We start from the raw sequence: 18,103 nt of genomic DNA on the forward strand, positions 1-18,103 counted from the left end.
TCAGGCCGCATCGCCGAATGAGGACTGGATGATCTTCTCTTCGGTCAACTCGTCGCGGCGCAGATTGGCGACGATGCGGCCGTTCTTGAAGACATAGATGTGATCGCAATTGTCGAGCTCTTCGGTTTCCGTGGTGTACCAGAGGAAGGTGCGGCCTCGGGCAGCCTCTTCGCGCACGAGGTCATAGACCTCCAGCTTAGTGCCGATATCGACGCCGCGCATCGGGTCGTCCATCAGCACGATCTGCGCGTCCGAGCCGAGCGCGCGGGCAAACAGCGCCTTCTGCTGGTTGCCGCCCGACAGCGAGAAAATGTTGTTGTTCATATCGGGCGTGCGGATGCCGATCTTCTTCTGCCAGAATGCGGCGAGCTCGGCCTCGCGCTGCGGCGAGATCAGCAGCCCGCTGCGCAACCGCGCCAGCGAGCGGATGCCGATGTTCTCAGCGATCGACCATTGCGGAAAAATGCCGTCCGACTGGCGGTCGCCGGCGACCAGCGCCACCGGTGCGGTCACCTCGATACCGGCCCGGGCGCGCGATGCAGCAGTGAAGATCGCCAGCAGCAGATCGGTCTGGCCGTGTCCCGCCAGACCGGCAAGGCCGATGATCTCGCCGGCGCAGGCGACGAGGTCGGTGCCGTCCTTCTGCGCGGCGGGCCGCGCCCGGACCCGTAGCGGACTGGCGGCGGGCTTGGCAGCCGCGATTTGCGCCGCGATCTTCTGGCGCGCCTCCGCTCCGCCCATCGCCGTCACCAGCCGGTCGCGGTCGAAGGCACTGGCGGCGTCGGCGACAACCACCTTGCCGTCGCGCATCACCACGATGCGATCGGCGTTGCGCAGCACCTCACCCAGCACATGCGAGATCAGGATGCAGCTTTTGCCGCCGGCGACGAAGCGGCGCACGAAGGCCAGCAGCTGGCCCGCCGTATGCGCATCGAGCGACGATGTCGGCTCGTCGAGGATGACGAGGTCGAGCCGATCCTGAGTGACGGTGAAGGCGCGCGCCACTTCCACCATCTGGCGCCGGCCGATCGACAGATCGCCGACAATATCGGACGCCGAAATGCTGTGGCCCGGAAAGATCTCGTCGAGCTTGGCGGCGATCAGATCCGCCGCCTTGCGCCGCCAGCCGAAGCCGCGCAGCGACGCGTGGTTGATGCGCGTGTTCTCGGCGACGCTGAGGTTGGGGCACAGCGACAGTTCCTGGAAGACGCAGCGTATGCCGAGCTGCTGCGCCCGCGACACCGAGTAGTTGTCCTCGGTGTCGCCATGCACGCCGATCTTGCCACTGTCGGGCACCAGCGTGCCAGCCACCATGTGCATCAGCGTCGATTTGCCGGCGCCATTGTGGCCGACGAGACCAACGCACTCGCCGGGGCCGACATGGAAATCGACGCCGCCCAGCGCGCGAACGGCGCCGAAATGCTTTTCGGCGCCGTTCAGTCTGATGATGTCAGCGTTCCCTTCAGGCATGCTCAACGATATCCGCTCGATGATCCGGAGGGCAACGCTTGTTCAAGGCTCACTTGATGTTGGCTTTGATGGCCGCGATCGCGTCTTCCTGCGTGTATTCGTGGCTGGCGACGCCGCCCTTGGGGATCTTCGGCAGCTCGGCCTCGAAATCGTCCTGTGTGAAGGCCAGATACGGCACCAGCAGATCGTGCGGAATGTCGGTGCGGCCGTCGAGCACCTGCTGCGCCACCCAGAAGGCGAGCGACGACACGCCGGGCGCGATCGAAGCCGACCAGGTCTGGTAGCCGTCCTTGTCCTTCTGCTCCTTCCACCACTGCAGCTCGTCCTGGCGGTTGCCCATGATGATGGTCGGGCGCGGCTTGCCGGCGGCGGCGAAGGCCTGGGCCGCGCCGTAACCGTCACCGCCCTGGTCGACGACGCCGACGATGTCGGGCAGCGACGGCAGGATGGTTGCCACCGCCTTCTGCGCTGTCGTCTGGTCCCAGTCGCCGGTCACCGAACCGACGATCTTGAACTCGGGATGGGCGGCGACACCTTCGAGGATGCCGGCATGGATGGCATCGTCGATCGAGGTCCCGGCAAGGCCACGGATTTCCAGCAGATTGCCGCCCTTGGGCTGGAACTTGGCCATCTGCTCGATTTCCTGCTTGCCCATGTCCTTGAAGTCTACGACGACACGGTAGGCGCAAGGTTCGGTCACGGTGCCGTCGAAGGAGACGACGACGATGCCGGCATCGCAGGCCTGTTTGATGGCGCCGTTGAGCGCATCCGGCGAGGCCGCGTTGATGACGATCGCGTCATAGCCCTGCAGGATCAGGTTCTGCACCTGCGCCGCCTGTGTCGGCACCTCCTTGTCGGCGGTGGTGAAGATGTCGGCCGCGCCGACGATCTTGTCGGCGACCGCCTTCTTGGTGACAATGCCATAGCTGTCGAGCATCGCCTGCCGCCAGGAATTGCCGGCATAATTGTTGGAAAAAGCGATCTTCTTGCCACTGGTGTCGGCCAGCGCCGTGCCCGAGGCGAGCATTGCCGCCAGAGCGCCCAGAACGAACAGTTTCTTCATGTCGTTATCCTCCCAGATGTGTTGACTGCTGCATTCCCACCGGCTTTGACCCCGGCCTCACTCCCAACTCTGATTTGAGCACGGATTGTCGCGAGCTCAAAACAGTCTCAATCCCGGCACGCGCACCCTGAGCCGGTACAGCGACGTCGACGCGGTGATGTAGAGGCTTTGCAGATCGTCGTCACCGAAGGTGAAATTCGCGCAATCCTCGGGCGTCCGGATGACGCCAAGAATGGCGCCCGAGGCGTCGAAAATGTGGATGCCGCCGGGTCCGGTGCAGTAAAGATTGCCGCGGCTGTCGATCTTCATGCCGTCGGGCGCCCCCGGCCCCTCGCCCTCGGTCACTGCCCACACCGCGCCGCCATCGAGGTCGCCATTGGCTTCGACGCCGAACACCCTGATATGCCCGCGTTCGGTGTCGTTGATGAACAGCCGCGACTCGTCCAGCGAAAAGCACAGCCCGTTCGGCTGCCCGAAATCGTCAGCCAGCAATGTCAGCCGGGCGCCATCGCCATCGATGCGATAGACGCCCTGGAACGGCAGGTCCTGTGGCCGTGGCACGCCATAGAATTCCCTCCGGCCATAGCCCGGATCGGTGAAATAGATCGATCCGCCGGTGGCAACGACGATGTCGTTCGGGCTGTTGAGCTGCTTGCCCTGATGGTGCGTGGCAAGCACCGTCGCGCTGCCGTTGGGTTCGGCGCGGGTCACCCGGCTCGTTGCGTGCTCGCAGGTGACCAGCCGCCCCTGGCGGTCCAGCGTGTTGCCATTGGCCTTGTGGCTCGGCGCGCGGAACAGCTCGATCTCGCCTTCGGCACTGCGGCGATAGATCCGGCTTTCCGGAATGTCGGAGAAGACCAGCCATTTCTCGTAGGGGTGCCAGACCGGCCCTTCGAGGAAGCCGAAGCCGCTCGCCAGGGTCTCAATGGTCGCATCGCCGACGACGTCGTCGAAGCCGGAATGGCGCGCACGCGCCGACACCGACATCATCGGCTCCCGGCGCGAACAGCCGTGCTACTCCGCATGGTGACAAATGGCATGAGCGCTTCCCGATATAGGCTTCTTGTTGGGGCAGAGCGTAGGCGCGGTACCGACGAGCCGATACGGGTCAAAGCGCACGGCCGACTGTGCGTTTGCACAGTCGGCCGTGCCTATCGAGCACGGGATAGCGACGACGTCAGATCAGGGCCGGCGACCACTCCGCAAAAGCGCGGTCAAGGTTGCGCTCGCGCACGCCACAGCCACGAGCACGACCACGCCTGCAGCGTTGGACTCCTGTTGTGTTCGAGCCGAGTCGTGCTGCGCGGGTAAAGGGCTGTGAACCAAGGTTTTCAGATCGGACCGGCTGCCGTGCCGAACGGAATAGGCGCGCGTGAACTCGGCACCGAGGAGGAAAATTTCCGACGAGTAGTAAACCCAGAGCAGTATGACGAGCAGGCCGCCGGCGGCGCCATACGAAGACGCAACCGCGCTGGTGCCGATATACCAGCCGATAAGCGATTTCCCCAGTGTGAACAGGGCCGCGGTCCCGATAGCGCCAATTGCCACATCGCGCCATTCCAGGGTTCGATCGGGTAGAACCTTGTAGATGGCGGCAAACATCACCGAGATAAGTGCAAACGAAACGACGCCATTGATCCCGCTGAGTATGATCGTTCCGAACGGCAGATAGGCGTTGATGAAATCGCCCAGTGCCGAAATCGCAGTGCTTGCGATGAGAGAGACCAGCAACAGGAACCCGAGTGCGGCCACCAACCCCAGACTGGCGGCCCGCGCCCGCACCAGACGCGACAGGGAATTGCCTTGCGGTTCGATCTTCCAGATCGTGTTCAACGATTGCTGCATTTCGCCGAAGACACCAGACGCGGCCACCAGCAAGGTGACCAGCCCTATGATCGCGGCCCAGGTGCCGTACAGACTGTCGGATGCACTTTCCAGCGCAGTCTTCAGGAGATCGGCGCTTTCCGGTCCCATCAGCCCTGATATCTGCGCGGACAAGGCCAATTGTGCGGCATCGTGGCCGAAGACGAGACCAGCAATCGCAACCACGATCAGCAAGATCGGCGCCAGCGAGGTGGTGGCATAGAAAGCCATCGCAGCACCATGGCTAAGCGCATTGTCGTTGATGAAGCCGACTATGCTTTCACGCACCAGATGCCATGAATCTGTGATTGAGGGTCGCACTTCGGGTCCGCAGGCATTGAGTTGGCGTTCACTAGCAATGCGCCTGACCTTCCGAAGTTCCGGGGCGTGGCCGCCGCTGTTCAGTGCTCCGCCAGCCAGGCATCGAGCCGGTCCTGTTCGCGGCGCAGTGCGTCGATGTTGATCAGGCCACGCGCCATGGCGAGATAGATCGCCCGCGTCCGCGAGTTGAACACGGAAGCATCGCCGGCGCCGTCGTCCGCCGGCACGATGCCGAGCTTGTCATAGACATGCTTGATGCGGCTCTGCGCACCACGGATCGACAGGCCGCGCCGCGCCGCGATCGCCCGGTCGGTCAGGCCGAGCGCGATGTCGATCAGGCTCTCATATTCGCCGTCGGTGATGCCCTCGAACTTGTCCTGCACGCGGTGCTGGATGCCGCGGATCTCGCGGTCGATGATGCAGTGGCCTTCGCGGAAAACCCCGCGCAGCGCGGACCGCATGCCCTCCTCCGTCGCCGATTTGAGCACATAGCCGTAGACCGAACCGGGCGGCACGATGCGTGCCACGCCGCGCACATAGGCTTCGTCGGCGAAATTCGACCAGAACAGGATGTGCGTGCCGGCGCGGCGGTTCCAGATCGCCTTGGCAACTTCGATTCCCGTCGCCTTCGGCATCTGCAAATCGAGCACGACATGCAGTGGCTCGCGTTGGGCCGCCAGGTTGATGGCGTCCTCGCCGTCGCTCGCCTCGATCACCTCGACGTCGCCGGGCCACAGCTGCTCCACCGTCCGCCGCGCGAAGCTACGGTGCAGCCCGTCATTCTCGGCGATCATCACAAGCATCACATGGCCTCCGATACGGCGAACTCGCCAGGCACCGCTGCCGCCGCCAATTCTCGCGACGGCTGGCGGTCGATCTCGACGACGACACGGGTGCCGCCGTTCTTGCGGCCGGCCTGGCCGATGCGCAGCCGCGCCCCAATAAGGGCTGCCCGCGTGTGCATATGGCCGATGCCGCCATACGCAGCCGGGTCGACGGTGCCGCAGCCCTGGCCGTCATCCGTCACGATCACCCGCAGCACGCTTGCGGTCGACGCCAGCAGCACGTCGATGCGGTGCGGCGCGGCATGGCGAACGGCATTGTTGATCGCTTCCTGCACGATCCGGTAGAGCGCGGTCCGCACTGGCTCCGGCAAACTGTCGGCGCCGCCGTCGCTGGTGTCGGCGATGCGCACGGCGATCGGCGGCTTGGCCTTGCTGACACTGCGGTTGAGATGCGCTTCGACCGCATCGCGCAGGCCGAACAGTTCGAGCACGCTCGGCCGCATGGCGTCGACGATGTGGCGCAGTTCCGTCAGACAGCCGGCGACCTCCTGCTCGAGGTCGGCAAGCTGCGCGGCCCGCGCCACGCCCTGGCCGCGCAAGGCCGAAAGCTGGCGCGCGATGCGGGCGAGATCGGCAAGCGTCTGGTCGTGCAGGTCCATGGCCATGCGGCGGCGTTCGCGCTCCATGCCCTCGGTCAATTGCGAGGCGCCTACGCGCAGCAGTTCGACGCGGTTGCGCGCCTCGCTCTCGGCCAGCATGGCGCGGCGCGCCTCCTCGGTCTGGATCAGCGCGAAGATATAGGGCGCGATCAGATCGGCGCATTGCTGGGCGACCGCGACATCGGCAAGCGTGTAGCAGCCGATTTCGTGCCGACTGATGTTGAGCGCGCCGATGACGCTACCGCGCGCCCTGAGCGGCACGATGATGCGGCTGCGCAGCTTGGCCGCGAAAATCGGCTCGTCGAAAGCGCCGGCAAAATGAAAACGGTCGTCGACAAGCGCGTTGTCCGACAACAGGTAAGGCGTCTTGCCCCACAACACGAAGCGAATCGGACTGCCTTCCACCGGATGCTGGGCGAGCTCGCTCCAACTGGTGTGGAAACCGGCTTCGTAGCAGGCATGCATGCGCCCATCGTGAGACAGCACAGCCAGATCGATATGGTCGTGCGGGATGAGCGTGCCGATCTCGATGGCGGTCGCGCGGAACGCCGTGCCGGGATCGATATGGCCGGCAAGCGCCCGCGATATCGCCAGCAGCCGGTCGATCAGGACCAGGGACACTTCCGCCATTGCTTTCACGATCCTCCCGTGCCGCGAAATAGTGGACGCATGCCGCCGCCGCTGTCAACGACGGCGCCGTTGACTATAGGAATTTTTTCTTGACTCGGTGACCTCAGCTATGGTACATTTTTGTCCATGGTGCTGATTTGCGCCAGTGACCCGCCGCACAGGCGGGTTGTTCGCTTGATGCTCCGTCAGCCAATGGCGGGCGAAGGCTCCGAAGAAACCCGTCAGCCCGAGTTCGTTGCCCTGCCGTTGGACCGGCCGATCAACTTGCGGTGCAATGATTGTAAAGGGTTCGCGTCCTGGTCTAGGGAGGAGGCCAGGAGAGCGAAACAGAATGCCAGTGACGCAAAACGTTGCTCCGGGCGCCCCGGGGATCCCGGCGCGCTGGACATCAAGCGCCAAGAGTGGCGTCGGAACGTCGCTTTCGCCGGCCGGCCGGATCTGGTTTACGATCAGCCACGGCATCCTCAACGAAGTCTACTATCCGCGCGTCGACAGCGCCTGCACCCGCGACCTCGGCTTGATCGTCACCGGTCCCGGCGGCTATTTTTCGGAAGAGAAACGCGATGCCGGGCATACGATCGAACCGTTCGAGGACGGCGTGCCCGCCTACAGGCTGGTCAATACGGCGAATGACGGCGCTTGGCGGATCGAAAAGCGTATCCTCGCCGACCCGGAGCGCCCGGCGCTGCTGCAGGAAATCACCTTCACGGCGCTGAAAGGGGTGCCCGGTGACTACCGCGTCTACGCGCTTCTGGCGCCGCATCTGGTCAATGCCGGCATGGGCAACACCGCCTGGGTCGGCGAGCACGAGGGAAAGCCCATGCTGTTCGCCTCGGGGCGCGGCTCTTGCCTGGCGCTGGCCTCGTCGCTGCCCTGGCGAACCGGTTCGGCCGGCTATGTCGGCTTTTCCGACGGTTGGCAGCAACTCCACAATACAGGTGAGCTCGACGCTGCATACCAGCGGGCCGAGGACGGCAATGTTGCGCTGACGGGCGAGATCGGCTTTTCCGCGACCAGGACCAAGGCTTTGCTGGCGCTGGGATTTGGCGCGACGCCTGAGGAGGCCGCGGAACATGCTTTCGCCAGCCTGAAGCAGGGTTTTGAACCCGCGGCGAACTCCTATCTTCAGAACTGGCGCAATTGGCAAAAGGGCTTGCTGCCGCTGGACGACCGGCACGCGGTGCCCGGGATCAACTTCTATCGCACCAGCACCGCGGTACTGGCGACGCACCGGTCGATCGCGACACCAGGCGCCGCGGTCGCCAGCCTGTCGATCCCGTGGGGCTTCAACAAGGGTGACGACGACCTCGGCGGCTACCATCTGGTCTGGCCGCGCGATCTGGTCGAGACGGCGGGCGGCTTTCTTGCTGCCGGCGATGCTGCCTCGGCCCTGCAAATCCTCGATTACCTCAGCTCCATCCAGCAGCCGGACGGCCATTGGCCGCAGAACGCCTGGCTCGACGGATCGGCCTATTGGCCCGGCATCCAGATGGACGAATGCGCCTTTCCGCTGCTGCTGGCCGACGCTTTGCGCCGCGCCGGCCATTTGCCCCGCGCCAGGCTCATGACCTTCCTGCCGATGATCGAGCGCGCCGCCGGCTATGTCGTGCGCAACGGGCCCGTCACCGGCGAGGACCGCTGGGAAGAGGATGCCGGCTACAGCCCGTTCACGCTCGCCGTCGAAATCGCCGCACTGCTTGCCGCGGCAGACCTGCTCGACGCCTGCGGCAAGACAGACGCCGCGACGTATCTGCGCGAGACATCAGACGTCTGGAACGACCAGGTCGAGCGCTGGACCTACGTCACCGGCACGGCGATCTGCAGTCAAGTCGGCGTCGAAGGCTACTATGTCCGCATAGCACCACCCGACAGCGCCGAGGCCGGTTCGCCGAAGGACGGCTATGTCCCGATCAAGAACCGGCCGCCTGGCGACACCGACCGGCCGCCCGAGGAAATCGTCAGCCCGGATGCACTGGCACTTGTCCGCTTCGGTCTGCGGGCGGCTGACGATCCGCGCATGACAGACACGGTCAAGGTCATCGACGCGCAATTGCGCTGCGATCTGCCGCAAGGGCCGCTCTGGTACCGCTACAATGGTGACGGCTATGGCGAGCACGAAGACGGCGCGCCTTTCGATGGCACCGGCCAGGGTCGCCCCTGGCCGCTGCTGGCCGGCGAACGCGCCCACTATGAGCTGGCGGCTGGGCGCAGGGAAAAGGCAGCCAGCCTGCTGGCAGCGCTGGAAGGCTCGGCCGGACCGGGCGGCCTGTTGCCGGAGCAGGTCTGGGACGGCGCCGATCTGCCGGAACGCGAACTGCTGCACGGCCGACCCTCGGGCAGCGCCATGCCGCTGGTCTGGGCGCATTCGGAGCATATCAAGCTGCTGCGCTCGCTGCGCGACGGCGCGGTCTTCGACATGCCGCCGCAAGGCGTCAAGCGCTATATCGAGGACAAGACCGTATCCTCGTTCAGGACCTGGCGGTTCAACAACAAGATCCGCACCATGCCGGAGGGCAAGACGTTGCGCGTCGAATTGTTGGACCCGGCTACAGTTCACTGGAGCACCGACAACTGGGCGACCGCCCATGACAGCCAGACGGTGGAGAACGCCTTCGGCATCCATCTTGCCGATCTGCCCGCGGCAAGCCTCCCCGAGGGAAGCACGCTGCTCTTCACTTTTTTCTGGCCCGGGACCGGCGATTGGGAGAATGTCGACTTCTCCGTCATATCGGGCGACCAAGATGGCCAGTAGATCACAGCCAGTAGACCTTCCCTCGATAACCCCGCAAATCTCGTAGAAAACAGGGACGAAACCATGCAGATCGGAATGATGGGACTGGGCCGGATGGGCGCCAACATGGTCCGGCGCCTGATGCGCGACGGCCACGAATGCGTCGTCTACGACATCAACCCGGCCAGCGTCGCCGCCCTGGTGACCGACGGCGCGTCAGGGGCGGCCTCGCTGGAAGAATTCGTCGGCAAGCTGGCCAAGCCGCGCTGCGTGTGGCTGATGCTGCCGGCGGCGATCACCGGCAGGATCATCGATCAGGTGGCGGCCCTGATGGAGCCCGGCGACATCGTTATCGACGGCGGCAATTCCTACTACCACGACGCCGTCGACCAGGCCGCGAAACTGGCCGGCAAGGGTATCCATCTTGTCGATGTCGGCACCAGCGGCGGCGTCTGGGGCCTGGAGCGTGGCTACTGCCTGATGATCGGCGGCCCCGACGTGGCGGTGCAGCACCTCGATTCGATCTTCGCCACGCTGGCACCGGGCGCCGACGTCGGCGCCAATCCGCCTGGGGATGCCGGCACCGCGCCCTTTGGCTATCTGCATTGCGGACCGAGCGGTGCCGGCCACTTCGTCAAGATGGTGCACAACGGCATCGAATATGGCGTCATGGCCGCCTATGCCGAAGGCATGAACATCCTGAAGTCGGCCAATGCCGGCAAGCGGCAACGGACGGCGGACGCCGAGACCAGTCCGCTGGAAAACCCGCAATACTACCAGTTCGACATCGACCTTCCGCAGGTGGCCGAGGTCTGGCGGCATGGCAGCGTTATCGGCTCCTGGCTGCTCGACTTGACGGCCGGCGCCTTGAAAAGCGATCCGGGCCTGGTGAATTTCGGCGGCCGCGTTTCGGATTCCGGCGAAGGGCGCTGGACGCTGAAGGCGGCGATCGACACCGGCGTGCCGGCTCCGGTGCTGTCCTCGGCGCTGTTCGACCGCTTCTCCTCGCAGGGCGAATCCGAATTCGCCGACAAGCTGCTCTCCGCCATGCGCTATGCCTTTGGCGGCCATGTCGAGAAGCCGAAGGCCGGCAAGTGACGACACGGGGGGAGACACGCGCATGAGCCAGGAACGGTCCGACACGCTGGTGCTCTTCGGGGCAACCGGCGATCTCGCCCACAAGAAGATATTTCCAGCCCTTTACCAGATGGTCGCCAAGGGCACGCTCACCGAACCGGTGATCGGCGTCGCCTTCGATGCCTGGGACCTCAAGCAATTGCAGGCGCGCGCGCGTGACGGCATCGTCAATGCGCTCGGCAAGATCGACGAGAAAGCGTTCGCCAAATTCGCCTCGCTGCTGCGCTACGTCAGCGGCGACTACCGTGACGGAGCGACGTTCGAGAAACTGAAAAACGCCCTCGGCACCGCGCAGCGGCCGCTGCATTACATGGCGGTGCCGCCGACCATGTTCGAGACCGTCGTCCAGGGGCTGGAGCAATCAGGCACGGCGCATGGCGCGCGGCTGATGGTGGAAAAGCCCTTCGGTCACGATCTGCAATCGGCGCGCTGGCTGAACCGGGTCCTGCATCTGGTGTTCGACGAACAGTCGATCTTCCGCATCGACCATTACCTGGGCAAGGAAGCGATCCAGAACCTGCTCTATTTCCGCTTCGCCAATTCGCTGCTCGAGCCGATCTGGAACCGCAACTACGTCGAGAGCGTGCAGATCACCATGGCCGAGGATTTCGGCGTCGAGGGACGTGGCCGCTTCTATGACGATGTCGGCTGCATCAGGGACGTCATCGAGAACCATCTGCTCAACATCCTTTTGCTGCTTGCCATGGAGCCGCCTGTCGGCCGTTCCGCCGACGACCTGATCGATGAGAAGGTGCAGGTGCTGCGCGCGATCAGGACGCTGACAAAAGACGATGTCGTGCGTGGCCAGTTCACCGGCTATCTCGCCGAGCCCGGCGTGGCGCCGAACTCGCCCGTCGAGACCTTCGCGGCGGTGCGTTTCTTCGTCGACACCTGGCGCTGGCAGGACGTGCCGTTCTTCATCCGCGCCGGCAAGAACATGCCGGTGCATGTCACCGAAGTGGTGGTGCGGCTGAAGCGGCCGCCGCTCGATGTCTTCGATCCGATCAAGCCCGCCGACCAGAACTACGTCCGCTTCCGCATCGACCCACAGGTGGTGATCGCCATCGGAGCACAGCGCAAGGCGCCGGGCGACGACATGATCGGCGAGCAGGTCGAACTGACGGCGCTCGACGATTCAAAGGGCGACATGCCGCCCTATGAGCGCTTGATCGGCGACGCCATGAACGGCAACGGGCAGTTGTTCACCCGCCAGGACGCCAGCGAACTGGCCTGGCGCATCGTCGGCCCGGTGCTTGGCGACACCACGCCGCCGCATCTCTACGAGCCGCTCACATGGGGACCGGCGGACGTCATGGCCGGGTTCGGGCCGCCCAATGGCTGGATCGATCCGGTGAAGTGAGAGGACCACACGATGGCCAAGGCGGTGAAGCAACCTGCATCGGGCACCGAGAAGCCGGACACTGAAAAGATCGTGCTCACGATCGGCATCGGCGGCTCGCACGTCAAGATCCTCACCAGCGCCGGCGGCGAGGAGCGCCGCGCCGATTCGGGGCCGGGCCTGACGCCGCAGCAGATGATCGACGTGGTCAACAAGCTCGCCGAAGGCCTGTCCTACGACGTCGTCTCGATGGGCTATCCCGGCCCGGTCAATCACAACAGGCCGCTCGCCGACCCCGCCAATCTCGGCAAGGGCTGGGCTGGATTCGACTTTGCGGGCGCGTTCGGCAAACCGGTGAAAGTGGTCAATGATGCGCTGATGCAAGCCATCGGCAGCTACGAGGGCGGGCGCATGCTGTTCCTCGGGCTCGGCACCGGTCTCGGTGCGGCGATGATCGCCGACAACGTCGCCCAACCGATGGAACTCGCGCATTTGCCCTACAAGAAGGGCAGGAGTTTCGAGGATTATGTCGGCGAACGCGGCCTGGAAAAGCGCGGCAAGAAGAAATGGCGCAAATACGTCTTCGACGTCGTCGACCGGCTCCGTGCCGCCATGCAGCCGGACTATGTCGTGATTGGCGGCGGCAACGTCGACAAGCTCGATGAATTGCCCGCCGACTCCAGGCGCGGCGACAACACACGCGCCTTCGAAGGCGGGTTTCGTTTGTGGCGCGACAAAGCGCTGATAGTCTGATACTGTTATTGTTTAATATAGTTGTTCAAAATAACGTGTGACCTGACATCAAGTCGTTGCAATACGCAGATTTGCCGACTAGGAATTCCGCGCTACACCAACGCCATTCGTCCCGTGGACGCACGAAGGACGCCATAGCATTTTGATTTCGCGCATGATCCTTTCCGGAAGTCGAATCCGATTTTCAGGTCATTCGCTGTAGACGGAGAAATAGAGTGACCGACGATAGCAACAGTGCCCGTAAAGACATCGATCTGCTCGAGCTGACCGCTCACATCGTGTCCGCTTACGTCGAGAAGAACCGCTTGCCCGCCTCCGGCCTGGCCGACCTCATCGCCAGCGTCAGCGCCTCGATAAACGCGCTCGGCAAGCCTGCGGTCCCGGTGGCTGCCCCCTTGGTCCCGGCGGTCAACCCCAAGAAGTCGGTGACACCCGATTTCATCATCTGCCTCGAAGACGGCAAGAAGTTCAAATCGCTGAAGCGTCACCTGGGCGTGCATTTCGGCCTGACACCGGACGCCTATCGCGCCAAATGGGGCTTGCCGTCGGACTATCCGATGGTCGCTCCCAACTACGCGGCCTCGCGTTCGCTGCTGGCGAAATCCATCGGCCTCGGCCGCAAGGCTGCCCCCGTGAAGGCACCCGCCAAGGGCAGGAAGGCCAAGGCCTCGGCCTGAACATTCAGTCCTGAGCCAACAGTTAGGACGACTGGAACAGAAGCCTGCCGGCGAATTCGCCTTGGCAGGCTTCATGTTTTTATGGCTTGGATAGGTGGACGGGTTGCTAGAGCAATTCCAGGAAAATTGTGAAACGGTTTTCCGTCCGGAATTGCCTAAAAACAAGGAGTTAGAGCGGGTCGCCGTTTCCGTGAAACGGTGAACTGCTCTAGGGGAGCGAGCCATGAACTACACCAGGATGGTGATCGAGAAAGAAGCGCCGGAAGAATACGGCTATGACCGTATCCGCTACAATCTTTCGGAAAGTTCGATCGCCGACCAGAAGCTCTCCGACATCGGCCTGTCGCTGCCTGATCTCACGCTTTTCTATGGCGAGCATCGCGGCGACAAGCAGTTGCGTGCACTGATCTCGGCGCAGGATGCCGGCATTTCGCCGGATGATGTCCTGGTCACTGCCGGTGCCGCGGGCGCGCTGTTCATCATCTCGACCTCGCTCTTGTCGGCCAATGACCATCTCGTCGTCATCAGGCCCAACTACGCCACCAACATCGAAACCCCAAGGGCGATCGGCTGCGCCATCAGCTTTGTCGACCTGGCCTTCGAGGAAGGCTTCGCCATTGATGTCGAACGCGTCAAGGCGGCGCTGCGGCCGGACACGAAGCTGATCAGCGTCACCTGCCCGCACAACCCGACCGGCACGATGATGAGCCGAACCGAGCTCGATGCGCTGGTTGCGCTTGCCGAAAGCAGCAACTGCCGTCTGCTGGTCGACGAGACCTATCGCGACCTTTCCTACGGCCGGCGGCTGCCGACGGCTGCCTCACTCAGCCCGAAGGCGATCAGCGTCTCGTCATTGTCCAAGGCCTTCGGCATTCCCGGCATCCGCATCGGCTGGCTGATCACCAGGGACGCTGAGCTTCAGGAGAAATTCCTCGCCGCCAAGGAGCAGATCGGCATCTGCGGCAGCGTTATCGACGAAGGCATTGCCCGCGGCATGCTCGAACGCCGGGACGCTTTCCTGGCGACGCTGCTGCCCGAAATGGCGGGGCGCCGCGACATCGTCCAGGCCTGGATCGATCGCGAACCGCTGGTCGACTGGGTGCGGCCCGAAGGCGGCGTGGTCGGCTTCCCGCGCCTCAATGTCGAACCCGGCTTCGACCTCGACCGGTTCTATGTGAACCTGCTGGAAAACCACGGCACCTATGTCGGACCCGGCCACTGGTTCGAGATGGAAAAATGCTTCTTCCGCGTCGGCTTTGGCTGGCCGACGGAAGCCGAATTGCGCGGCGGCCTTGATGCCATCTCCGCCGCGCTGCGGCAGTAAGTTTCCCGTGCCAGCGACCGGTTGATGCTACTGCGTCACAGCGACCGTTCATAGTGGCCAGCGTCTGCGCCGCCCCTCACCTGCCTGCCGGCATCCTCTCCCCGTATAGTGACGGGGAGAGGGGTGCTGTCATCGGCGATTTCGCCAATCTCCAGCGTTGCGGGAGAAATGCCGGCGTCGCCGCCCGCCCCTCTCTCCCCGTCACTATAGGATGTCCGGCAGGACAGTGAGGGGCAGCGCCAACGTCAACGATTGCTCCGTTCGGCCAGAAACTCATGACGCAGTAGCGCTAATGCATCTCGCTCAAAAGTCGCGACGCGCTTTAGGCTGAAAATTCCTTGATCCAGCACTGATTTTGACGCATATCCGCTGCGAACTGAGCTAAAAGTTCCGCCAGCCGGACCAGCGCCCATCGTGGAAGTGCCCCGCCAGCTGATGCCATTCGAACGGGGCCTCTTAAATCATGACAGCAGAACAGATATCGCCGGACCAGCGCTATGCCGCGTTCCGCCACCGCTCCTTCCTGAGCTATTGGGCGGCGCGTTTCCTCACCACATTCGCCACCATGATCGTGTCCGTCGCGGTCGGCTGGCAGATGTACGATTTGACCCGCGACCCGCTCGATCTCGGCCTTGTCGGCATCGTCCAGTTCCTGCCGTCGCTGCTTCTGGTGCTGGTCACCGGCGTCGTCGCTGATCGCTTCGGCCGCCGCCTGATCATGGCGCTGGCGGTCGTGGTGGAGGCGATGTGCGCGCTGGCGCTGCTGTTCCTGACGCTGCGCGGCATCAGCGGGCCGCTGCCGATCTTCTGCGTGCTTGCCATGTTCGGCGTCGCCCGCGCCTTTTTCGGTCCGGCCTCCGCCTCGCTGTTCGCCAATCTGGTGCCGCCTCAGGATTTCGCCAACGCCATCGCCTGGAATTCATCGGCCTGGCAGACGGCGACCATCGTCGGCCCGGTCGCCGGCGGCCTGCTCTACGGCGTGTCGCCGGAAGCGGCCTACGGAACCGCCGCCGTCCTGATGCTCGTGTCCGGGCTGCTGATCTTCACCATTCCGAAGCCGTCGCAGCGGACCGAGTCGGAAAAGCCGACGATGCAGCACCTGCTCGGCGGGTTCAGCTACATCTGGAGCGAGAAGATCGTGCTCGGCGCCATCTCGCTCGATCTGTTCGCCGTGCTCCTGTCCGGCGCCTCGGCGCTGCTGCCGGTCTATGCGCGCGACATCCTCCAGCTCGGCCCCTGGGGCCTCGGCCTGCTGCGCTCGGCGCCCAGCATCGGCGCCATTTGCGTCGCCATCTGGCTGGCCGGGCATCCGCTTCGCAACCACGCGGGCATGATCATGCTGGTCGCCGCCGCCTCGTTCGGCGCCTTCACCGTGCTGTTCGGCCTTTCCACCATCACCTGGCTGTCGATCGTGGCGCTGGTCTTCCTTGGCGCCACCGATATGTTCAGCGTCTACATCAGGGAAACGCTAATTCAGCTGTGGACGCCCGACCATGTGCGCGGCCGCGTCAACGCCGTCAACCAGGTCTTTGTCGGCGCCTCCAACGAGGTCGGCGAATTCCGCGCCGGCACGATGGCCGCGCTGATCGGCACGGTGCCGGCCGTGGTGATCGGCGGCATCGGCGCCATCGCCGTAGCGGGCCTGTGGATGGTGCTGTTCCCGCAACTGCGCAAGGTGCGCCATCTCGACGGACGCAACTGATCTTCCTACGTTTGACAGCCGACATGCCTCGCCCATGCCACAGGAGCTCTCATGATCACTTGCTACCTGAAATATGTCATCGACCCCTACAAGCTTGCCGAGTTCGAAGTTTATGGCCGTCGCTGGATAGCTCTGGTCAACCGCCTCGGCGGAAACCATCACGGCTATTTCCTTCCGAGCGAGGGGGCGAGCAATATCGCTTTTGCCATGTTCAGCTTTCCGAGCCTTGCCGACTACGAGGTCTATCGCAAGCGTATGGCTGCCGACCCGGAATGCCAGGAAGTGTTTGAAATGGAAAAACGCAATCGCAGCATTCTCAGCTACGAGCGCAGCTTCCTGCGGCCGGTGCTCGAACCTTAAAGCGCGTCGCGCTTTAAGTCTTGTTTTATGCATGTCGTTTTCCCAAAACCGAGGTCGCTTTTGGGCGACATGCATTAGCTATCTGCTCGGCTTGCCGAAAATCATCCGCAGGAACTCGTCCAGCCAGCGCTTGAGATGCATGTCCCAGATCAGCCGGCCGCCGAGATGATCGCGGCCGGGCTGGGCACCGGGCAATTCGAAGCGATGCGCGCCGCGCACCACCCAGCGCTGCATCATCACCCTGGTCAGTTCGCCATGGAACTGGATGCCCCAGGCATTGTCGCCGTAGCGGAAGGCCTGGTTGGGATAGGTCTCGGCCGTCGCCAGCAGCGTCGCGTCCCTGGGCAGCGAGAAACCCTCGCGGTGGAACTGATAGACCATCTCCGGCCAGTGCATCAGTTGCTTGCCGGCTTCGGTCGCTTTCAGGGGATACCAGCCAACCTCGACCAGCCCTTCGCCGTGTCCTTCGACCTTGCCGCCGAGATAGTTGACCAGCATCTGTGCGCCGAGACAGATGCCGAGACATGGCCGGTTCTCCCTCAGCGGTATTTCCAGCCAGTTGGTCTCGCGGCGAACGAACTCGTCCTCGTCATTGGCGCTCATCGGACCGCCGAACACCACCGTGCCGGCGTGGCCGTCCAGTGTTTCGGGCAAGGCGTCGCCAAGCGGCGGCCGGCGGATATCGAGGTCGAACCCTTCTTCCAGCAACATGTGGCCGACACGCCCTGGGCTCGAACTCTCCTGATGCAGCACGATCAGTATCTTTGGCTTCGAACTCGTTTGGCGCGGCATGGGAAGGCGAAAATCCTATTCGTCGCTCGATGTTCCGGTGGCGCCGGGCGCGTGCGCCGCTGCCTTGCGGCGCGCCTCGACGCGATCATGGCGTTCGACGCCGATCAGCTCGGCGACGCGCCAGACGGTGTTGTCCTCGAGCTCGTGCAACTCGCCGTCGGCATAGACGATTTCCCACATCAGGCCGATGAAGGCCTTGCGCGCATCGGCATCGAGATGGCGCTTCAGGACACTGGTGAAGGCATAGAGATCGATCGCCTCATTGTCGGCCCGCTCGCCGGCGGCGGCAAGCGCCTCAAGTTCCGTGCCGCTGATCGAATAGCTCTCCGCCAGCACCGCCTTGAACCGTTCCCACTCGACATCCTGGCGCACGCCATCGGCATTCATCACATGGTAGAGCAGCGCCGAGGCGGCGATGCGCGGATCGTCCGTGCTGGCACGAGTGCCGGCGCCGGCCGGCAAATCCCTGAGAAACGACAGAACGCGTTCAAACATAG

General features: G+C 63.9%; 16 protein-coding genes. 8 read left to right on the top strand and 8 right to left on the bottom strand.

Translation table 11 applies throughout. The features are described 5' to 3' along the window. The 6 genes from NP503_RS16430 to NP503_RS16455 all read right to left on the bottom strand — a co-directional run bounded on the left by NP503_RS16430 (nt 1) and on the right by NP503_RS16455 (nt 6,791). Nucleotides 1–1,470 carry a sugar ABC transporter ATP-binding protein gene (locus NP503_RS16430; protein ID WP_127270027.1) on the bottom strand — a complete coding sequence of 490 codons (1,470 nt, stop codon included), beginning with the start codon at nt 1,468–1,470 and terminating at the stop codon, nt 1–3. Between the two features lie 49 nt (nt 1,471–1,519). Continuing rightward, nucleotides 1,520–2,533 (bottom strand): ABC transporter substrate-binding protein, encoded by a 1,014-nt coding sequence (locus NP503_RS16435; RefSeq protein WP_023811211.1) that lies wholly within the window; start codon nt 2,531–2,533, stop codon nt 1,520–1,522. Nucleotides 2,534–2,629: 96 nt separating this feature from the next. Continuing rightward, complete coding sequence (locus NP503_RS16440) at nt 2,630–3,520, bottom strand: SMP-30/gluconolactonase/LRE family protein (RefSeq protein WP_127267466.1); 891 nt, start codon at nt 3,518–3,520, stop codon at nt 2,630–2,632. Between the two features lie 195 nt (nt 3,521–3,715). Continuing rightward, entirely contained in the window at nt 3,716–4,717 is a 1,002-nt protein-coding gene (locus NP503_RS16445; protein ID WP_127267465.1) for a YihY/virulence factor BrkB family protein, read from the bottom strand. An 80-nt stretch (nt 4,718–4,797) separates the two neighbouring features. Continuing rightward, entirely contained in the window at nt 4,798–5,520 is a 723-nt protein-coding gene (locus tag NP503_RS16450) for a response regulator transcription factor (RefSeq protein ID WP_127267464.1), read from the bottom strand. Further along, nucleotides 5,520–6,791, bottom strand: a complete 1,272-nt coding sequence (locus NP503_RS16455; protein ID WP_127267463.1) for a histidine kinase — start codon at nt 6,789–6,791, stop codon at nt 5,520–5,522. Before NP503_RS16455 ends, NP503_RS16450 begins: the two co-directional genes overlap by 1 nt. A gap of 331 nt (nt 6,792–7,122) precedes the next feature. Between NP503_RS16455 and NP503_RS16460 the strand changes: the two genes are divergently transcribed. The 8 genes from NP503_RS16460 (at nt 7,123) to NP503_RS16495 (ending at nt 16,814) form a co-directional block, all read left to right on the top strand. Beyond that, nucleotides 7,123–9,543, top strand: a complete 2,421-nt coding sequence (locus tag NP503_RS16460; RefSeq protein ID WP_127270029.1) for a glucan 1,4-alpha-glucosidase — start codon at nt 7,123–7,125, stop codon at nt 9,541–9,543. A 63-nt stretch (nt 9,544–9,606) separates the two neighbouring features. After that, nucleotides 9,607–10,620, top strand: a complete 1,014-nt coding sequence (gnd, locus tag NP503_RS16465) for a phosphogluconate dehydrogenase (NAD(+)-dependent, decarboxylating) (RefSeq protein WP_127267461.1) — start codon at nt 9,607–9,609, stop codon at nt 10,618–10,620. A gap of 22 nt (nt 10,621–10,642) precedes the next feature. After that, nucleotides 10,643–12,019, top strand: coding sequence for a glucose-6-phosphate dehydrogenase (gene zwf / locus NP503_RS16470; RefSeq protein WP_127267460.1), 1,377 nt, complete (start codon nt 10,643–10,645; stop codon nt 12,017–12,019). A gap of 12 nt (nt 12,020–12,031) precedes the next feature. Further along, complete coding sequence (locus NP503_RS16475; RefSeq protein WP_127267459.1) at nt 12,032–12,751, top strand: ROK family protein; 720 nt, start codon at nt 12,032–12,034, stop codon at nt 12,749–12,751. A 215-nt stretch (nt 12,752–12,966) separates the two neighbouring features. Next, a complete protein-coding gene (locus tag NP503_RS16480) occupies nt 12,967–13,428 on the top strand; it encodes a MucR family transcriptional regulator (RefSeq protein WP_127270031.1) in 462 nt (153 codons plus the stop codon). A 223-nt stretch (nt 13,429–13,651) separates the two neighbouring features. Further along, nucleotides 13,652–14,752 carry an aminotransferase class I/II-fold pyridoxal phosphate-dependent enzyme gene (locus NP503_RS16485; protein WP_127270033.1) on the top strand — a complete coding sequence of 367 codons (1,101 nt, stop codon included), beginning with the start codon at nt 13,652–13,654 and terminating at the stop codon, nt 14,750–14,752. A 463-nt stretch (nt 14,753–15,215) separates the two neighbouring features. Beyond that, nucleotides 15,216–16,454 carry an MFS transporter gene (locus tag NP503_RS16490; RefSeq protein WP_127268700.1) on the top strand — a complete coding sequence of 413 codons (1,239 nt, stop codon included), beginning with the start codon at nt 15,216–15,218 and terminating at the stop codon, nt 16,452–16,454. A gap of 51 nt (nt 16,455–16,505) precedes the next feature. After that, nucleotides 16,506–16,814, top strand: coding sequence for an NIPSNAP family protein (locus NP503_RS16495; RefSeq protein WP_127268699.1), 309 nt, complete (start codon nt 16,506–16,508; stop codon nt 16,812–16,814). A 78-nt stretch (nt 16,815–16,892) separates the two neighbouring features. Here the strand turns inward: NP503_RS16495 and NP503_RS16500 are convergent, their stop codons facing one another. Continuing rightward, a complete protein-coding gene (locus tag NP503_RS16500) occupies nt 16,893–17,606 on the bottom strand; it encodes a glutamine amidotransferase (protein ID WP_127268698.1) in 714 nt (237 codons plus the stop codon). 15 nt (nt 17,607–17,621) lie between these two features. After that, entirely contained in the window at nt 17,622–18,101 is a 480-nt protein-coding gene (locus tag NP503_RS16505) for a TerB family tellurite resistance protein (RefSeq protein WP_127268697.1), read from the bottom strand. Nucleotides 18,102–18,103: the final 2 nt, after the last annotated feature.

This window comes from Mesorhizobium sp. SEMIA396 (assembly GCF_024518615.1).
In the GTDB taxonomy this organism is placed as follows: Bacteria; Pseudomonadota; Alphaproteobacteria; order Rhizobiales; family Rhizobiaceae; genus Mesorhizobium.

Excerpts from the sequence above, each read along its gene's own strand:
- NP503_RS16450 (WP_127267464.1), bottom strand. The coding sequence starts at position 5,520 with ATGCTTGTGATGATCGCCGAGAATGACGGGCTGCACCGTAGCTTCGCG.
- NP503_RS16460 (WP_127270029.1), top strand. The coding sequence starts at position 7,123 with ATGCCAGTGACGCAAAACGTTGCTCCGGGCGCCCCGGGGATCCCGGCG.
- NP503_RS16485 (WP_127270033.1), top strand. The coding sequence starts at position 13,652 with ATGAACTACACCAGGATGGTGATCGAGAAAGAAGCGCCGGAAGAATAC.
- NP503_RS16490 (WP_127268700.1), top strand. The coding sequence starts at position 15,216 with ATGACAGCAGAACAGATATCGCCGGACCAGCGCTATGCCGCGTTCCGC.
- zwf (WP_127267460.1), top strand. The coding sequence starts at position 10,643 with ATGAGCCAGGAACGGTCCGACACGCTGGTGCTCTTCGGGGCAACCGGC.
- NP503_RS16505 (WP_127268697.1), bottom strand. The coding sequence starts at position 18,101 with ATGTTTGAACGCGTTCTGTCGTTTCTCAGGGATTTGCCGGCCGGCGCC.
- NP503_RS16475 (WP_127267459.1), top strand. The coding sequence starts at position 12,032 with ATGGCCAAGGCGGTGAAGCAACCTGCATCGGGCACCGAGAAGCCGGAC.
- NP503_RS16430 (WP_127270027.1), bottom strand. The coding sequence starts at position 1,470 with ATGCCTGAAGGGAACGCTGACATCATCAGACTGAACGGCGCCGAAAAG.
- NP503_RS16500 (WP_127268698.1), bottom strand. The coding sequence starts at position 17,606 with ATGCCGCGCCAAACGAGTTCGAAGCCAAAGATACTGATCGTGCTGCAT.
- NP503_RS16440 (WP_127267466.1), bottom strand. The coding sequence starts at position 3,520 with ATGTCGGTGTCGGCGCGTGCGCGCCATTCCGGCTTCGACGACGTCGTC.
- gnd (WP_127267461.1), top strand. The coding sequence starts at position 9,607 with ATGCAGATCGGAATGATGGGACTGGGCCGGATGGGCGCCAACATGGTC.
- NP503_RS16435 (WP_023811211.1), bottom strand. The coding sequence starts at position 2,533 with ATGAAGAAACTGTTCGTTCTGGGCGCTCTGGCGGCAATGCTCGCCTCG.
- NP503_RS16455 (WP_127267463.1), bottom strand. The coding sequence starts at position 6,791 with ATGGCGGAAGTGTCCCTGGTCCTGATCGACCGGCTGCTGGCGATATCG.
- NP503_RS16495 (WP_127268699.1), top strand. The coding sequence starts at position 16,506 with ATGATCACTTGCTACCTGAAATATGTCATCGACCCCTACAAGCTTGCC.